The 16,134-nt window shown below is 44.3% G+C and carries 15 protein-coding genes; all 15 read left to right on the top strand.

Annotated features, from left to right (window positions below; all coding sequences use genetic code 11):
* Window position 1: 1 nt before the first annotated feature.
* Entirely contained in the window at window positions 2–1,366 is a 1,365-nt protein-coding gene (gene dnaB, locus EQJ87_RS03525) for a replicative DNA helicase (protein WP_130123366.1), read from the top strand.
* A 217-nt stretch (window positions 1,367–1,583) separates the two neighbouring features.
* Window positions 1,584–1,841 carry a Veg family protein gene (locus EQJ87_RS03520; protein WP_130123365.1) on the top strand — a complete coding sequence of 86 codons (258 nt, stop codon included), beginning with the start codon at window positions 1,584–1,586 and terminating at the stop codon, window positions 1,839–1,841.
* Window positions 1,842–1,901: 60 nt separating this feature from the next.
* The gene (locus EQJ87_RS03515) at window positions 1,902–2,675 is read left to right on the top strand and encodes a phosphotransferase family protein (protein ID WP_130123364.1); all 774 of its coding nucleotides are present in this window, start codon (window positions 1,902–1,904) and stop codon (window positions 2,673–2,675) included.
* 218 nt (window positions 2,676–2,893) lie between these two features.
* Window positions 2,894–3,550, top strand: coding sequence for a tRNA (guanosine(46)-N7)-methyltransferase TrmB (trmB, locus tag EQJ87_RS03510; RefSeq protein ID WP_130123363.1), 657 nt, complete (start codon window positions 2,894–2,896; stop codon window positions 3,548–3,550).
* 62 nt (window positions 3,551–3,612) lie between these two features.
* Window positions 3,613–4,065: a transcriptional regulator NrdR gene (gene nrdR, locus EQJ87_RS03505; protein WP_130123362.1), complete on the top strand. Its 453-nt coding sequence runs from the start codon at window positions 3,613–3,615 to the stop codon at window positions 4,063–4,065.
* Window positions 4,066–4,167: 102 nt separating this feature from the next.
* Window positions 4,168–5,355, top strand: a complete 1,188-nt coding sequence (locus EQJ87_RS03500; protein ID WP_130123361.1) for a DnaD domain protein — start codon at window positions 4,168–4,170, stop codon at window positions 5,353–5,355.
* 62 nt (window positions 5,356–5,417) lie between these two features.
* The gene (dnaI, locus tag EQJ87_RS03495; protein WP_130123360.1) at window positions 5,418–6,299 is read left to right on the top strand and encodes a primosomal protein DnaI; all 882 of its coding nucleotides are present in this window, start codon (window positions 5,418–5,420) and stop codon (window positions 6,297–6,299) included.
* Entirely contained in the window at window positions 6,292–7,014 is a 723-nt protein-coding gene (locus EQJ87_RS03490; RefSeq protein ID WP_130123359.1) for an NADPH-dependent oxidoreductase, read from the top strand. Before dnaI ends, EQJ87_RS03490 begins: the two co-directional genes overlap by 8 nt.
* Window positions 7,011–7,637, top strand: coding sequence for a pentapeptide repeat-containing protein (locus EQJ87_RS03485; protein ID WP_190289032.1), 627 nt, complete (start codon window positions 7,011–7,013; stop codon window positions 7,635–7,637). Before EQJ87_RS03490 ends, EQJ87_RS03485 begins: the two co-directional genes overlap by 4 nt.
* Before the next feature lie 63 nt (window positions 7,638–7,700).
* Window positions 7,701–9,011, top strand: a complete 1,311-nt coding sequence (gene der, locus EQJ87_RS03480) for a ribosome biogenesis GTPase Der (RefSeq protein ID WP_130123358.1) — start codon at window positions 7,701–7,703, stop codon at window positions 9,009–9,011.
* A gap of 125 nt (window positions 9,012–9,136) precedes the next feature.
* On the top strand, window positions 9,137–9,985 hold the full coding sequence (locus EQJ87_RS03475; RefSeq protein WP_130123357.1) for an Rgg/GadR/MutR family transcriptional regulator: 849 nt from the start codon (window positions 9,137–9,139) through the stop codon (window positions 9,983–9,985).
* A gap of 217 nt (window positions 9,986–10,202) precedes the next feature.
* Complete coding sequence (locus tag EQJ87_RS03470; protein ID WP_130123356.1) at window positions 10,203–11,318, top strand: DUF916 and DUF3324 domain-containing protein; 1,116 nt, start codon at window positions 10,203–10,205, stop codon at window positions 11,316–11,318.
* Between the two features lie 139 nt (window positions 11,319–11,457).
* Window positions 11,458–11,748: an LPXTG cell wall anchor domain-containing protein gene (locus EQJ87_RS03465; protein WP_130123355.1), complete on the top strand. Its 291-nt coding sequence runs from the start codon at window positions 11,458–11,460 to the stop codon at window positions 11,746–11,748.
* Window positions 11,749–11,784: 36 nt separating this feature from the next.
* Window positions 11,785–12,492, top strand: coding sequence for a WxL domain-containing protein (locus tag EQJ87_RS03460; RefSeq protein ID WP_130123354.1), 708 nt, complete (start codon window positions 11,785–11,787; stop codon window positions 12,490–12,492).
* Between the two features lie 73 nt (window positions 12,493–12,565).
* Window positions 12,566–16,000, top strand: a complete 3,435-nt coding sequence (locus EQJ87_RS03455) for a beta strand repeat-containing protein (RefSeq protein WP_130123353.1) — start codon at window positions 12,566–12,568, stop codon at window positions 15,998–16,000.
* Window positions 16,001–16,134: the final 134 nt, after the last annotated feature.

Here is a 16,134-nt window from a genome sequence, read left to right as displayed (position 1 = left end):
GATGCCCGAAATTGACCTCATAAAAGCACCGCCACAAGATTTAGCTGCTGAGCAAGCAGTACTTGGAGCTGTTTTTTTGGATGGCGATCGACTCGTTGAAATCAAAGAATTTTTGACTTCGGATGATTTTTACAAGAATGCTCATAAAATTATTTTTCGAGCAATGGAAAAATTGTCAGACGCACGTGAAGCAATTGACGTGCTAACGATTCGTTCGCATCTGGAAAATCAGGGGGAGCTGGACACAATCGGTGGGATTGCCTATATTGCCGAACTTGCCACAGCGACACCAACAGCAGCGAATGCGGCTTATTATGCGAAAATTGTTGCTGAAAAATCTTTGCTGCGTCAGCTCATCAACCATTTGACACAATCCGTTGAAAAAGCTTACGAACAAGATTCGCCAGCCGATGATATCTTGGCTCAGGCTGAAAAAAGTCTGATTGATGTCCAACAAGGCAGAAATACCAATGGTTTCAAGAAAATTTCTGAGGTTTTGGCGATTCATATGGATGATTTAGAGCAGCGTGCTCAACAAAAATCCAATATTACAGGGATTGCCACAGGTTATCCTGCTTTAGACAATATGACGACGGGCCTGCATGAGGAGGAATTGATTATCCTTGCGGCACGGCCTGCCGTGGGTAAAACTGCTTTTGCTCTCAATATCGCGCAAAATATCGGAACTAAGCAAGACAAAACAGTTGCCATTTTCTCTTTGGAAATGGGGGCTGAGAGCTTAGTGAGTCGGATGATTGCCGCCGAAGGATCCATTGACTCGCATAATCTGCGGACTGGTCAGCTCAATGACCAAGAGTGGAATGATTATTTCATGGCGACAGGAACCTTGTCACGGGCGAGTATTTACATTGATGATACGCCAGGGATTAAGATTTCGGAGATTCGAGCGCGTTCGCGCAAGTTGGCACAGGAAACGCAAAACCTCGGCTTGATTGTGATTGACTATTTGCAGTTGATTTCGGGAACAGGTCGAGAAAATCGCCAACAAGAAGTTTCGGAGATTTCCAGACAGTTGAAAATCTTGGCCAAAGAATTGAAAGTGCCTGTCATTGCCCTCTCACAGCTCTCTCGGGGAGTTGAGCAGCGGCAAGATAAGCGACCAGTTTTGTCTGATATTCGGGAGTCGGGGTCAATTGAGCAGGATGCCGATATTGTTGCTTTCTTGTACCGTGATGATTATTATGATCGCGCGGGCGACGACGAAGATGAAGAAGAAATGCCACAAGATAATAAAGTCGAAGTCATTATTGAAAAAAACCGTTCAGGAAGTCGTGGAACGGTGGAATTGCTTTTTATTAAAGAGCATAATAAGTTCGCAAGTATTGATAGCCGATATGGTGACTAGATTTTTCATGCTGTTTCGTGTTATAATAATAGTAATTGTCTAATTCTGGCGAAAAATAAGTTGATTTTGAGGGCTGTATAGCGCTTCTAGGCTTATTTTGAAAGACAGAAGAACTAGATTTTCAAATTTAGAAAACGATAAAATCTGGGATAAAATTGATGTTAAAGACTGAAATGTTCGGAGAAATCCGACTTTTACGTCTTATTTGGAGGAAAAAATGGATAATCAAAATCAAGAAGTTGGAAAAATCGTTGATATTCGTGATAAAGTGAACGCTCATTTGGGTGAGACGATTGAAATCACTTCACAATTTGGTCGTAAACGTGAAAATCGTCATCAAGTGAATTTGATTGAAGCCTATGCAACACATTTTGTAATTGAAAATATTCCAGCGCGTGGGCCTAAAACGACGGAATCTTATCAATATGCAGATATTTTGACACAAACTATTTTGATTCACTATCCTAACGCTTAATTTTGCAGCGCAGTAATCAAATGAAACCAGCAATTTTAAAAAAGGGAGGAGGAGATAAGGGTGATGCCAGCACATTGGGACATGACGCCGGTTAAAGGCGGTTCAGGAAATGCTTTTTCTGGAAAAAGTGACGAGGAACGTGTTTTTATTAAAAAAAACGGGAGTCCTTTTTTGGCGAGCATTTATCTCGAAGGCATTACGCCGAAAGTCTTATGGACGAAACGGACTGCTGAAGGAGACACCTTATCTGCTCAACCTTGGATTGATGGACATACTTTGAGTTCTGAGGACATGGAAGACACCCAAATCAATCATGTTTTGGCGCATTTACATGGGTCAAAAAAATTGGTGGAATCTTACAAGAAGTTGGGCAGTCAGGTGATTTCGCCTGAGCAACTTCTTGAGGATTGTGTGAAAAATACTGAAGCTTTGCAAACCAACCATTTCTTATCACAGATTATTGAGGAGATGCGTCAGCAGATTCCGACTTTACAAGAGGAAGAAGTGGTCGTGGTTCATGGCGATGTCAATCATAAAAATTGGCTGGTAGACGATAAAACAGGTAAAATTTATCTGGTGGATTGGGATACCGTCTTTTTGTCAGATGCGATGGTAGATATGGCGCACGTTTTGTCGCACTATATCAAGCCTGAAAAATGGAGCTTATGGCTAATGACATCGGGAGTTCGCCCCCATTCTGAGTTAATGAAAAAAGTGGCTTGGTATGGAAAGCTTTCTTTCTTGCGCCAAATTGCAGAATATTTGTCGCGGAAAAAAATGAAAGAAGTCAATCAAGAAATCTTGGGACTTCGTCAATTTTGTAAAATATTTTAAAAAAATAGGCTAGGGAATTGTCCTTCCTATTTTTTGGCTTATCTAAGCCTTGTCAAATAAGAGAATTTACTGACGAAAAGTGAATTTTGCCAGCTGAAAAATTGCTGACGAAAAAAAGAAACTTTGAAAACGAGAGAATTTGCTGACGAAAATTTCCGTCAGCAAAAAAAGCAGTCCGTCAGTAAAAAAGTAACGAGAAAAATTAAATTGAGGTAAAAATGCGCGTCAGAAATCGTAAAGGAGCAGGCGAAATGCTTGCTGAAAACGCACATATTGTTGTTGAAAATCCAGCCGACTTTAAAGGTCGCTGGTCAGAACGCTTTGGAAATCATCATCCGATTCATATCGAAGTCGGTTGCGGCAAAGGAGCTTTCATCACTGGCATGGCCGCTCTGCACCCAGAAATCAATTATATTGCGATTGATATGCAGCTGTCGGTCTTGTCATACGCTTTGGACAAAGCCATCGAAGCCGGTCTGCCAAATGTGCAGATGATGCTGGTTGACGGCGCTAGCCTCAGCGAATATTTTGAGGACGGGGAAATTGATCAAGTTTATCTGAATTTCTCTGATCCTTGGCCAAAAGGACGTCATGAAAAACGTCGTTTGACTTACAAATCTTTCTTGGAAACTTACGAGAAAATTTTGCGCTCAGAGGGTGAAATTCATTTTAAAACAGACAACCGTGGGCTTTTTGAGTACTCTTTAGTTTCATTGGCAAATTACGGCATGGAATTGAAAAAAGTTTGGTTGGACTTGCATCAAGATGAAGCCTTTGCCCCACTCAACGTCATGACCGAATACGAGCAAAAATTTTCTAAAAAAGGGCAAGTGATTTACCGTTTGGAAGCAAAATTTCAACCTAAACAACCCTAGAATTTACTGACGAAAATAAAAAAATTTCCATCAGCAAAAAGAGAATGAAAAAGGAGAAGAAGATGAAGTGTCCAAAATGTTCTTCTGAAGACTCAAAAGTCGTAGATTCCAGACAAGCCGAAGAAGCCATCCGGCGCAGACGCGTCTGCGAATCTTGCGGATTTCGCTTCACGACATTTGAGCGCATCGAAGAAATGCCCTTATTAGTCATCAAAAAAGATGACAAACGTGAACCATTTAACCGTGAAAAAATCGTGCGCGGCCTTGTCCGTTCAGCCTACAAACGCCCAGTTTCCAGCGAAGAAATCGAAGCCATAGTGGCCAATGTTGAACGCAAAATCCGCCAGCTCGATCGAAACGAAGTCAAATCTGACACGATTGGCGAATTTGTCATGGAAGAATTAGCAAAAATTGATGATATTACCTACATCCGTTTTGCCAGCGTCTACCGTTCATTCAAAGACGTCAGCGAATTGGAAGCCTTACTCAAAAATATCACCAAAAATCACCAATAAACCAATCCGTCAGCATTTTCTCTGTGTCTAAGAGCTAGAGAAAATGCTGACGCAAATCCATCCAGCACCCCAAAAACAAAATGAGAAGAAAGCGAGGGCAAAATGAGAGCAGGAGATTCCTTTACAATGATCAATCGGGGCAAAACCAGCTTTGATGCTGAAGCCTTTACGCTCCTTTACTTACCAATTATTGGCACGGACGCTTTCGCCCTCTATCAGCTCATGCTCAGCTTTTCGACAGGGCGAATTTCTCACTTTTTGGAGTACTTAAATATCGGCTTGCATCCTTTCTCAGAAGCCCTTGATAAACTTTCAGCCTTAGCGCTCGTGCGGGTCTTTGACGACCATAGCACCCTTTATCTGGAAGTCAAAAGTCCCCTTAACTTTGAAAATTTTCTAGCAGATGATTTCTATCGTCAACTTTTAATCTCAAGAATTGGCGAAAATCGAGTGGCTGGCTTAGCAAAAACACTAGAACCAAAAGGCAAAGAAATTTCCAAGAAATTTCACGAAATTTACAAAGTTAATTTCACCGCCGAAAGCCAGTCCGCAAAACAAACCAACCAATTGGACATGGGCGCCTTCCAAAGCCTTATGGAACGCCAAGCCCTCCATTTTAGCGATGAAAATAAAGACCGCTTGACCCTCTATTCACTCGCCGAAAAATTTGAGCTCAACTGGTACGAACTCTTCAAACAAGCTGAAAGCACCGCCAATGCAGATAAAACGCTCAACATGAGCAATCTCATCCGCAAACTCTCAGCCCAGTCCGAACCCCAACCAGCCCTCTCAGAATTTCCCAAAGCCTTTGCCGATTTGATTTTGATTAGCAAATCACACGAACCCGAAGAATTTCTTCGCCAAATCAAAACCCAAGCAGGCGGCTTTGTCAGCAGCGACGAGCGCAAGATTTTGGCAAATTTAGCCCGCCAAAACCTCCCAGCTCAAGTCCAAAACGTCCTTATTCATTACATTTTAATTCAGCAAAAAAACGCCTCACTCTCCGCCAATTTTGTCAATACATTGGCGAACGATTGGCTAAGAAACAAAGTTTTCACCGCAGAAACAGCAGTCAAACGCATCTTAGAACGTAACGAACAAGCAGCAAACAAAGCCACTCAAGCAGCGGCAAGAACCACCCACACCGGCCCAGCCAAAATCAAAAAAGCCGCGCCAGAGTGGTCAAACCCCAACTACGAAAACAAAACCAGCCAAGCCGACCTCGTCAAACTTGAACAAATCCGACTTGACTCCCTCAAAAAATTAGAAAACACCAAGCCCACAAGTTAGCAAGCAAAAGGAAAACCTCTGCTTTTAGTCACTGAACACACGAAAAAAAGGAGCGCAAAGCTATGGAATCAATCGGCGATATCTTAGGACAACGTCAAGACATTCGAGAAAACTTTGAAAAATTAGTCACCGAAGTCATGAAAGACAGCGCTGTTCAAACCTTTATCAGTCAACACCAGATGACCACAGACGAAATTCAACGCTCTTATTCCAAATTTTACGAATACCTGCGCGAACGTGAAAAATTCAAAAAAGGTGAAAAAAGAGCCGCAGACGGCTACGAACCAATCCTGATTATGAACCACGGCTATGCAGACGTCTCCTACCAAACAACCAGCGATTTAGCCGAAAAACAAGCCGCTCAAAATCTCTTGCGCCGAGTGAACATCATCGGCTTGCCCAAATCCTTGAAACAAGTCAGCCTTGCCGACATCGCTTTAGATGACGTCCAACGCATCGAACCCTACCAAGCCCTAGTGGACTTCATTAGCAATTTTCCCCAGCACAAAGGCCTCTATCTCTACGGCGATTTTGGCGTAGGAAAATCCTTCATGCTGGCCGCAATGGCCAATGAACTTGCCAAAAAGAACATCTCCACCACCCTACTTCACTACCCCACCTTTATTTCTGACCTCGATTTTGATAACGCAAAACTCTGGGTCAATGAAATCAAAGCCAGCCAAGTCCTCGTATTAGACGACATTGGCGCTGAGCAAAACAACGCGTGGGTTCGTGACAGTATCTTGCAAGTCATCCTGCAGCACCGAATGCAAGAAAACCTCCCCACATTTTTCACCTCCAACCTAAAAATGAGCGAACTTGAGCAACATTTGGCAGAAACCAAAAAAGCCGAAGAAATCTGGCCCGCCAAGCGCGTTATGGAGCGTATCAAATATTTAGCAAAAGAAATGCGACTCAAAGGAGAAAACCGTCGTCATGACTGAAACAAACCAAACCATTGATTTAATGATGCAACACACATCAGTCCGCAACTTTACAGAAGAAATCATCCCAAGCGAAGACCTCGAAACCATCTTAAAAGCAGGACAAATGGCTTCAACATGGAAAAATTTCCAATCTTACTCTGTCGTTGTCGTCCAATCCCAAGCCCAAAAAGATGCGATTTACGCCTATCAACCACAGAAATCAATCAAAAACTGTGCCGCCTACCTCGTCTTTGTAGGCGACCTCAACCGCGCCGAAAAAGCGGTCAAAATGCACGACGGCAATTTTCAACCTCAAGGCGTTGAAAGCCTCTTGATTTCATCCGTTGACGCCGCTTTGGCAGGACAAAATGCCCTCTTAGCCGCCGAATCTCTTGGCTACAACGGCGTTATGGTTGGTTTGATTCGCGACCAATCAGCCAAAATCTCTGATGTCCTTGGTTTGCCAGACTATACCTATCCTATCTTTGGGATTGCCCTTGGTAAAGCTGCCCGGTTAAACACAGTAAAACCACGTTTTCCACTAGAAAATATTGCTTTTCCTGAAAAATACATTGAGCAAACGACTGAAACCATCGAAAAATTTGACCAAGTCCAAGACGAATACGCAGGTGCTCGCCGTCTTAACAAATGGTCAGAGCGGGTAGTCGCTCAATGGGGCGTCCCAGAAATTCCAAGCTCCACCGAAAACCTGAAAGCTAAAAAATTATTGTGAAAGCAAAAAAAATCCTCAAACCCAAGCAACCAGCACTCTTCACCCCTGCCAGTCGCCAAGATTTTGCGGATGGCGAACTTTACCAAGCCCAATTTATCGGCGAATGCCTGACTCTATTTGAGCGAACCCTGTTTTCAGCCTGTCACTTTGAAAAATCAAGCCTTGATTTGACCACAGGCTCAATCGCCGAATTTACCGATTGCACCTTTGAAAAATGTGACTTTTCCAACCTAGATTTTAACAAAGTCGCCTTTTACCGCTGTCAATTCAAAGCTTGCAAACTCTTGGGAACAGATTTCACAGACACACACTTTCAAGACGTAGAATTTGAGCAAAACCTCCTCACCTATGCCAACTTCTCAGCAAGCACCCTCAAGTCCGTTCGCTTCCTAGCCAACGAAGCCCAAGAAAGTCTCTTCACCGCTTGCCGTTTTGACAATGTTCACTACGAACAAAACCAACTCGACAAAGCAAACTTCTGGGAAACCGATTTGAGTCATCTTGACTTCTCCACCAATCAATTTGACAGCCTTGAAATCACCCCGCGACTTGCCCAAAATATCAAAATTAACCTCAATCAAGCACCATTTTTCACCAGCCTCTTTGGCATTGAAATCATCTGATAAGGCAAGTTCAATCCCACTCAACACCCTTTTCAAAAAAACCAAAAAAAGAGAGAATAAAATATGTCCTTACCCACTGTAGCTATCGTTGGTCGTCCCAACGTCGGCAAATCCACCATTTTCAACCGTATCGCAGGCGAGCGCATCTCCATTGTCGAAGACATCCCCGGCGTTACCCGTGACCGTATCTATGCCACAGGCGAATGGCTGACCCGCAAGTTCAACATCATTGACACCGGCGGGATTGAACTTTCTGATGAGCCATTCATGACTGAGATTCGTGCCCAAGCCGAAATCGCTATGACCGAAGCCGATGTCATCATCGCCGTAGTTGATGGCGAAACAGGAATCACCGACGCCGACGAAGCCGTAGCTAACATCCTTTACCGTACCGATAAACCCGTTATCCTCATTGTCAATAAAGTCGATAACCCAGAGCGCCGTATGGAAATCTTTGATTTCTATTCACTTGGCCTTGGCGATCCCTACCCCGTATCTGCCGTTCACGGGATCGGGACAGGGGACGTACTTGATGCCATCGTGCAAAATCTTCCCAAAGAAATCGAAGAAGAAAACGAAAATGTCATCAAGTTCAGCCTGATTGGTCGACCAAACGTCGGTAAATCTTCCCTCATCAATGCCATTTTGGGAGAAGACCGCGTCATCGCAAGTCCCATCGCCGGCACAACCCGTGATGCCATCGACACTCACTTCACCGACAGCGAAGACCAAGAATTTGTCATGATTGACACCGCCGGAATGCGCAAATCAGGTAAAATCTACGAAAACACAGAAAAATACTCTGTTATGCGTGCCATGCGTGCCATTGACCGCTCCGACATCGTCCTCATGGTCATCAATGCCGAAGAAGGTATCCGCGAATACGATATGCGTATCGCAGGTTTCGCCCACGAAGCAGGAAAAGGAATCCTCATCGTTGTCAACAAATGGGACACCCTCGAAAAAGATAACAGCACCATGAAAAACTTTGAACTGGAAATCCGTACCAAGTTCAAATTCCTCGACTATGCACCAATCGTTTACGTCTCAGCAAAAACAGGTCAACGCCTGAACAAATTGCCAGACATGATTAAAGAAATCCACCATGCCCAAAACTTGCGGATTTCAAGCTCAGTCCTCAATGACGTCATCATGGATGCGGTTGCTATCAACCCAACACCGACCGACAAAGGCAAACGCCTCAAAATCTTCTATGCGACCCAAGTGGCGATTAAACCACCAACATTTGTCGTTTTTGTCAACGAAGAAGAACTCATGCACTTCTCATACCTGCGCTTTTTGGAAAATCAAATCCGTAAAGCCTTTGTCTTTGAAGGAACACCGATTCATCTCATTGCCCGCAAACGAAAATAAAAAATCACCTCTTTCAGAGGTGTTTTTTTGCTAAAAACCTAAAAAAACGTCAAACCATTTGAAAAACCAGCCAAAGTGAACTATAATAGAGCCAATTCAAACCGCGAAAAAGAAAGTGTGAACAGATGGTTTATCTTAAATACGGCAAAACTTTCCGAGATCTCCGAATCCAACATGAACTCTCCTTATCTGACTTCCAAGATTTAGGAATCTCCAAATCCTCTCTCTCAAATTTTGAAAATGGAAAAAGCATGATTGCTTTTGACACCTTAGACCTAGCCCTCCAAAAAATGAATACCTCCCTGCATGATTATAGCCTGATTATTAACGACGGAGTGCAAGATGACTATATCAGTATCTTTACCGAGATAGAATATGCCTATTACTTTAATGATACAAAAGAATTACAAAGAATCTACGAAGATTACAGAGAACAAGACGAGCAGTATCAGCTCATCGCCTACTGCGCCAAAGGACTTTACACCCACTTAAATGCTGATGAACTCCAACAGCTTGAAAACTACCTCAACGGAGTTCAATACTGGGGAATTTACGAACTCTCCCTCCTTGCTAACATCGGACATCTCCTCAACTCTACTTTTATCGAAACCATCTCAAGTAGACTCTTTTCTTCCAGCATGACTTACACCAAAATCCTCTATTATCGCGTATTAGTCCAACGTTTTCTCTACAAGATGATTTTATCCTACTCCGATCAAAACAATCAACCAGCAGCCAAAGACCTCCTTGAAAAATCCGAGCAATTACTGATGCCCTCCGACGTCCTCGACCGAGTCAAACGAAGTTTCGCCAAATCTTACTATACTTACAGTTTTATTGATAGCAAAAGAGGAAAAAAAGAAATGCTTGAACTCCTCCGTTGCCTCAAAAAGATAGGCGCAACAGAAGTCCGAGCCACCCTAAAACGTGAATACACAAGGAAAATGACTCAAAAAAATCGTTCTGAAAACTGAACGATTTTTTTTTTTTGCACGCTAAAGAATACACCGCGAAATCAAACCGATTACATCAGCCAGCAAACCCCTTCCTAAAAATTCCCTCCAAAGCCCAAATATTACAAAGTAAGAAGATTTCCGAGCCTTCTCATTGAAGTAACAAATAAAACTTGACGAAACAAAAACGAAATATTATAATAATAATATAAACAAAGGAGAGAAAGAAGGAGGCATTTTGAAAACAAAAAAAGTCATCATCACAAGTTTATCATTCCTCTCGTTTTTGCTCCCAGCTGCGACAGTTGCGCACGCAGACAGTGCCAACTTCTCAGTAACTCCGACCGTCGGAGAAAATCAAACGGGATCCAACCTTGGCTACTTTAACCTTCTGTTAAAGCCCAACCAATCTCAAAACTTAGAGTTTACCCTCTATAATAATTCCAGCAAACCAATCAAAGTGAAGACAACCTTCGGGACAGCCTTCACCAGTCAGTCAGGAAACGTCGGCTACACACCAGATTTGGTCAAACCCGACCCCTCCCTAAAGATTGATTTAAAAGATTATGTCAAACTTCCTGCCACAGTGACCGTCGCCGCCAAAAGCATGGCGAAAGTCACAGCCACACTGACCAGCCCCGAGCAGACCTTCACAGGAGTGATTGCCGGAGGCTTCAACTTTGAAGATGCGCAAAGCTCTGACGACAGCGCATCCGCTCAAAAAAGCGGCGTATCCATCACCAACAGATACCGTTACGTGATTGGATTAGTCTTACAAAACACGCTTGATAAAGTCGCTCCCACACTTTCCTTAGGAAAAGTCGGCCCCGACCAAGTCAACCAGCGAAATGTCATTGCCGCTAACCTGACTAACGCAGCGCCTGCCTACCTCATGGACATGAATACCGACGCTGTTGTTACTAAATCTGACGATACATCTATAAAATATACTTATCACAACGATGCGATGGAGATGGCACCAAACTCCAACTTTAACCTTGCGATACCAGTTTCCCTTCAAGGCGTACTCAATGGCCAAAGCTCTGAACCACTCAAGCCAGGGAAATACCATCTGAAAATGACGGTCTATGGAGGTAAAGACACGAACGGACAGTATCAAACCATGGTTAATAATCAAGTGACAAAGTATGACTACAGATGGATCTTTGATAAAGACTTCACGATTACGCAAGCAAAAGCAAGCACCTTAAATGCTAAAGACGCTACCGTAAGCAAGAAGTCCCAAGTCGACTGGTTACTTATTGTCGGCTTGACCATCATCATTCTTCTGCTGTTAATCATCATCTTCCTTCTCTTCAAACGTCGTAAAAAAGACGACGAAGAAAAAGAATAGAGAAGAAGCAGAGCTTTAAGGCAAAAGAACAATTTAGGGAAAAAAAGGAGGAAGCCGCTTGCTGTGTTTCTGAATGGCGATACTAGACGTCATCATTCAGAAGCATAGCAACGCGGCTTCAAAGAAAGGAGAATCATGAGTGAAAAAAATCATTGTTGTTGTCTTACTCTTATTTGTAGTGGGACATCCGCCACGCGCTGATGCCACGACAGATACAGCGACGACACGAACAACGGTGACGTTTATCGCAAACCCTAATTTGCCTAAACCTCCCGCTCCAGGACTTCCACCCGGAAATTCTCCGAACGAAGTCGCACCTAAAGGGACGCTCCCAAAAACCGGAGCAACACAAACGAACCTCATCCCCGCAGGCACATCTCTTATTCTATTAGCACTCATGCTCTTCATCACAAAGAAAAGAGCAGAGTAAAAAATGTTAATTTCTTAAAAAAAGGAAGGAAGAATCATGAAAAAAGGACTCACACTCGCATCTGCAGCTTTGACTGCTCTTACACTTGTTGCTACTGCCGCTCCAGCATTTGCTGATTCTACGACTGGTGCTGTAACGACTCCAGGTGCCACTACTTCAGGTACATCAGGGGCATCATGGACATCAAACACAGGAGTGAACTTCACAGCTCCAACTCCTATAACACCACTCCCACCAATCACTATCCCTACTGAACCACCAACAACAATCACGCCACAACCAGGAGCTTTAGCCCTTGACTATGCCAGTGACTTTGACTTTGGTGTTCACCAAGTAGACGGCAAGACGACAGACTTTGTAGCAGGTACAGCGACAGATGGTTCAAGCAACTCTCAAGCAGCTCCATTAGTGACATGGCATGACTTGGATGGTACACAAACAAACTATACTATCTCTGCCGAAGCTTCAGCACTTTCAGGATTAGACAGCTCAACCATTACACTGGGTGATGCAACATTCTCAAACATCAGTGGAAATAGCGCGACAGACACAAGCTCACTTGCTGACGTAGCAGGTAGCCACACACTGACAAGCCAACCACAAACCCTTGTATCATCTACTGGTGCAGTTTCTGGTTACTACGCTGATAAATTCGCAAAAGCAACACTTTCAGTACCCGTTGCTGACCAAGCAGAAGGCGCTCATACCGGAACAATCACTTGGAACTTGACAGTAGCTCCTTAAAAAACAGCAGAAAAGATGAGTTAGGGGGTTCTTCTATTTAAGAAGGCCCCTAACTTTTAGAGAGGAAACAACAATGGCGAATCTAAAACACTTACTTAAAAAGTCCATAAACATAGGTAGCAGTGCCTTACTTTTGGTAAGTACCATGTTGCCAACTCTAGGAATACTCCCTGCCCAAGACGTAAAAGCTGCGACTTTAGGTGGTCAAGCCCTGACCTCAGGTGGCACCTTTGACACAGGCGCTCATAACTGGTCTGACACCACACTATCATCTGCAATCAATAATACAGCAAGTTGGAATAGTTTAGGAACAACTCAAATTGCTGGCAACTGGTTTAACCTCACTCAAAACGCTAAAAACCAAGCAGGCTATGCGATTTTCAAAGCAGCGATGGATATGTCGAATACGACATCTATCTCAGGTGTTTTCCGGACTCAGATTATAAATCCTATCGTGGGTCAGGACTATACTATGGCTGGCGATGCAGTTGGTTTTCTTTTGACACCATCTACCACAGCACAGATTAACACGAATTCAAGCACCCCTTCAAAAAATACGCGACCTGTGAATTTTCCAACAGGTGCTGGTCTTGGGATTGGGGGACTTCAAGGCTCAGTCTTTGCAGGACGGGATTTGTATTACAACGCCTCATCTGGTTTGTTAGATGATGCAACGCAAGATATTGATGGGATAGACCAATGGTTTGGTCAATCTCCCGGCCCTATCTATGCCTCTGTCATCCGGACAACTTATGACTACGCCAGCAAATCAATCGTAACCAATGATAGCCGGACACTGCTTGACCAAGCGGCTGGAAACCTTATTCCCGATGCGACTGGAACTTATAATAATGGTTCTACCTATCCTATCAGCAAATGGCAAGGAAGCTCCTATCTCGGTGCTGGCTTGAATGGGATTATTCCTTACACCAAACAAACAGAAGACGAACAAGTCACGATGACGTGGACGCCCGATAGTCCAGGCACAACAGCTGCTAAAATCTCAGGAACACTGACCTACTATGCACAAGCCTTGAACTCTGACGGCTCGGTCAATACAGGTGCGGGCTCTGCAACAGTGACCCAAAAATTGACCCTACCACGCTCCATGTCTATCGGAGCTTTCGGTGGGACAGGAAATAACTACGGAAATATCTCTTTCTCAAACAATACAAGTAAAATCACAGGGAACCGTGGGACAGCCCCTGTCCAAGTCAACTACATTAACTCTGTCACCAAACAAAAAGTAGCCAGCTATACCAGCTCAACCATTACAGCCAATGTCGGAGACCGCATCTCACTTTCTCAACCCGGAGGAGTGACTGCTTCACAAGGTGGCGTACCAGGACTCTATACTTTCTCTGCCCCTACCATTCCAGCAGGTTACAACCAAACATGGAGTGCAGCCAATGGCAATAAAGTAACCTATGGTGGTAGCTTTAATAGCAGTGGAGTCTTGACAGGCGACAGTGCCACTGACCCAAACAACGATGTTACCACTGGGACAGCTTCAACGCAGTACCTCACTGTGGCAAACTATGATAGTTCTAACCCTAACCCTAACCCTAACCAAATCAATGTCTACTACGTGCCAACAGCACAGTCGGCTTGGTTTGCTTACGGACACGCGTTTAATACCCAAAGTACCGCAGCAAATCTGACAACTTATCCAGCTACACCAGCAGGTCAAACAGGTGTCACAGGTACAGCTATCACTGCACCAACAACGATTCAAGCTTTACCCGCAGGTTATCACTACGCCGGGGTCAAGTATTATGACTCAAAAGCGGCACAAAACCGTGTGTTCTGGACGACCAGCGCTCTAGGTTGGACAAGTCCAACAGCCAACACTGCCCCAAGCACAAGTACTGCAGGTTATTACACGGGTTATTCAGATATCTCTGCCGCAATGGCAGCAGCTATCAAAGACGCTAACGCTGAAAATGGCGGCATGATTCCCGTTTCCTTGACCAGTCAGCCCGCTAATGAACTAGCAGGATTTGGCTCAGGAACTCCAAACGTGTTCTTGATGTATTATGAAGCGGATAAAATCACCGCTAACTTCACTTTCAACTATGCCAGTGGCTCCACTGGCCCAGCTTTGCCAAGCACAAGCTCAGTATCAGGTGCTTATACCACAGCCATCACTGGTGCGCCGACTTATACCGCACCGACAGGTTACACCACAAGCGTTGTGGTCACAGCAAATGGTACAACCCTCGGAACATACAGTAGTTTAGCAGCGGCTCTATCGGCTAATGCGAAGTATACGGGAACAACGGCGAGTGGCATGACCTTTGCTACGACAGTATCTGCCAACCAAAACAAAGTGAACTTTACCTACCAATGGGCCAAAGGAACTCCCGGTGCGACGGACTCTGGAGCAACGACGGCAAATCCCGGTAAGCTCCAAGGAAATCTCCCAACAAACAGTACACTCACAGCAGGGACAGGCGCATCCTTGACATCAATGCCAGCCAACTGGCTCCCAACAGGCTATGGAGTCCAATCCGTAGCAACACCCGATGGAAATACTTATACCAGCTTTACTTATTCTGGTACAACTATTACCTTGACAGGTAAAGATGCTTCAGGCAACACTGTGACAAAGACCGGTACAGCTGCGAGTGCGCCGAGTGATTTGTACCTAGCGACACGCGCAGTCTTCCCGACAGTGACGAGTGCAGCCACACAAAACTGGGTCATTATCCTTAATGCCCTGACTCAAAAACCAACCTTACGTGCTAACTTCACTGGTGCAGGAATTACCTTGACACCACCTGATAGTTTTACCATCTCTTTCCAATCAGATGCTAACGGGACAGTGTGGACAGGACTGACAGGCGCACCAATTCCGAGCAGTGTCGTGACCGCGACTGAAAATGCCCTTAAGGCTAAGATACTTGCAGGCGGAACCACCTACCAAAATTGGTACTTGGCTCACTACGCTGATCCAAACGGTAATTTCGATACCAACGCCACGACAGTAGCACTGGCCAATGTCGTAGCACTAGCAGGAGGAAATCTTCTAGCCACACCTTCCAATAACTACTCAGCACAATATGACTATGAAGGCGTCGTTTCATTCTCTGTTCCAAGCAATATCGACTTTGGAACTCACTTCATCACAGGCAGCACCCAAAATTTGACAGGCGAAATGGAAGATTCAGATCACAAATCTCAAGACGTCGTTGTCAATGATGCGCGTGCAGTCCCAACTGGTGGAACACTGTCTTGGACACTGACTGTGGCACAAACCAAAGCAATCACCAGCACAAGTGTGCTCGGTTTGAGTTTCGGTGATACCATGTTGAGTTTCAGAGGAACACCAATGACCCTTAACACACCAATCACAGCAGGATCCGATAGCAACTCCACGACAGGAAAACTCACCACCGTGGTAACCTCAGAAGAAGGAGCCTTTAAACTCACAGCTCCAAACAGTCTCCAAGTCCCAAATGCCAACTATCAAGGCCAAGTGACCTGGACACTCACGAGCGCTCCCTAGAAGTTGACGATGAATAAAAAGTCAGATGAGAAAATTTCTCATCTGACTTTTTTTATTCTTTTCATCAAAAAAAAGTGAATATTATTTTTTACTCTAATTTCCTTTGTAATTGCATTTCAAACTAGAAAGCTAAC

This window comes from Lactococcus sp. S-13 (assembly GCF_004210295.1).
In the GTDB taxonomy this organism is placed as follows: Bacteria; Bacillota; Bacilli; order Lactobacillales; family Streptococcaceae; genus Lactococcus.
The sequence above is the reverse complement of the archived record's forward strand: the minus strand, read 5'-3'. Positions and strand labels throughout refer to the sequence as shown.

What these genes read in the sequence shown, in the direction of transcription:
- EQJ87_RS03475 (WP_130123357.1), top strand. Translation starts at nt 9,137, where the DNA reads ATGGTTTATCTTAAATACGGCAAAACTTTCCGAGATCTCCGAATCCAA.
- dnaI (WP_130123360.1), top strand. Translation starts at nt 5,418, where the DNA reads ATGGAATCAATCGGCGATATCTTAGGACAACGTCAAGACATTCGAGAA.
- der (WP_130123358.1), top strand. Translation starts at nt 7,701, where the DNA reads ATGTCCTTACCCACTGTAGCTATCGTTGGTCGTCCCAACGTCGGCAAA.
- dnaB (WP_130123366.1), top strand. Translation starts at nt 2, where the DNA reads ATGCCCGAAATTGACCTCATAAAAGCACCGCCACAAGATTTAGCTGCT.
- EQJ87_RS03500 (WP_130123361.1), top strand. Translation starts at nt 4,168, where the DNA reads ATGAGAGCAGGAGATTCCTTTACAATGATCAATCGGGGCAAAACCAGC.
- trmB (WP_130123363.1), top strand. Translation starts at nt 2,894, where the DNA reads ATGCGCGTCAGAAATCGTAAAGGAGCAGGCGAAATGCTTGCTGAAAAC.
- EQJ87_RS03490 (WP_130123359.1), top strand. Translation starts at nt 6,292, where the DNA reads ATGACTGAAACAAACCAAACCATTGATTTAATGATGCAACACACATCA.
- EQJ87_RS03455 (WP_130123353.1), top strand. Translation starts at nt 12,566, where the DNA reads ATGGCGAATCTAAAACACTTACTTAAAAAGTCCATAAACATAGGTAGC.
- nrdR (WP_130123362.1), top strand. Translation starts at nt 3,613, where the DNA reads ATGAAGTGTCCAAAATGTTCTTCTGAAGACTCAAAAGTCGTAGATTCC.
- EQJ87_RS03460 (WP_130123354.1), top strand. Translation starts at nt 11,785, where the DNA reads ATGAAAAAAGGACTCACACTCGCATCTGCAGCTTTGACTGCTCTTACA.
- EQJ87_RS03520 (WP_130123365.1), top strand. Translation starts at nt 1,584, where the DNA reads ATGGATAATCAAAATCAAGAAGTTGGAAAAATCGTTGATATTCGTGAT.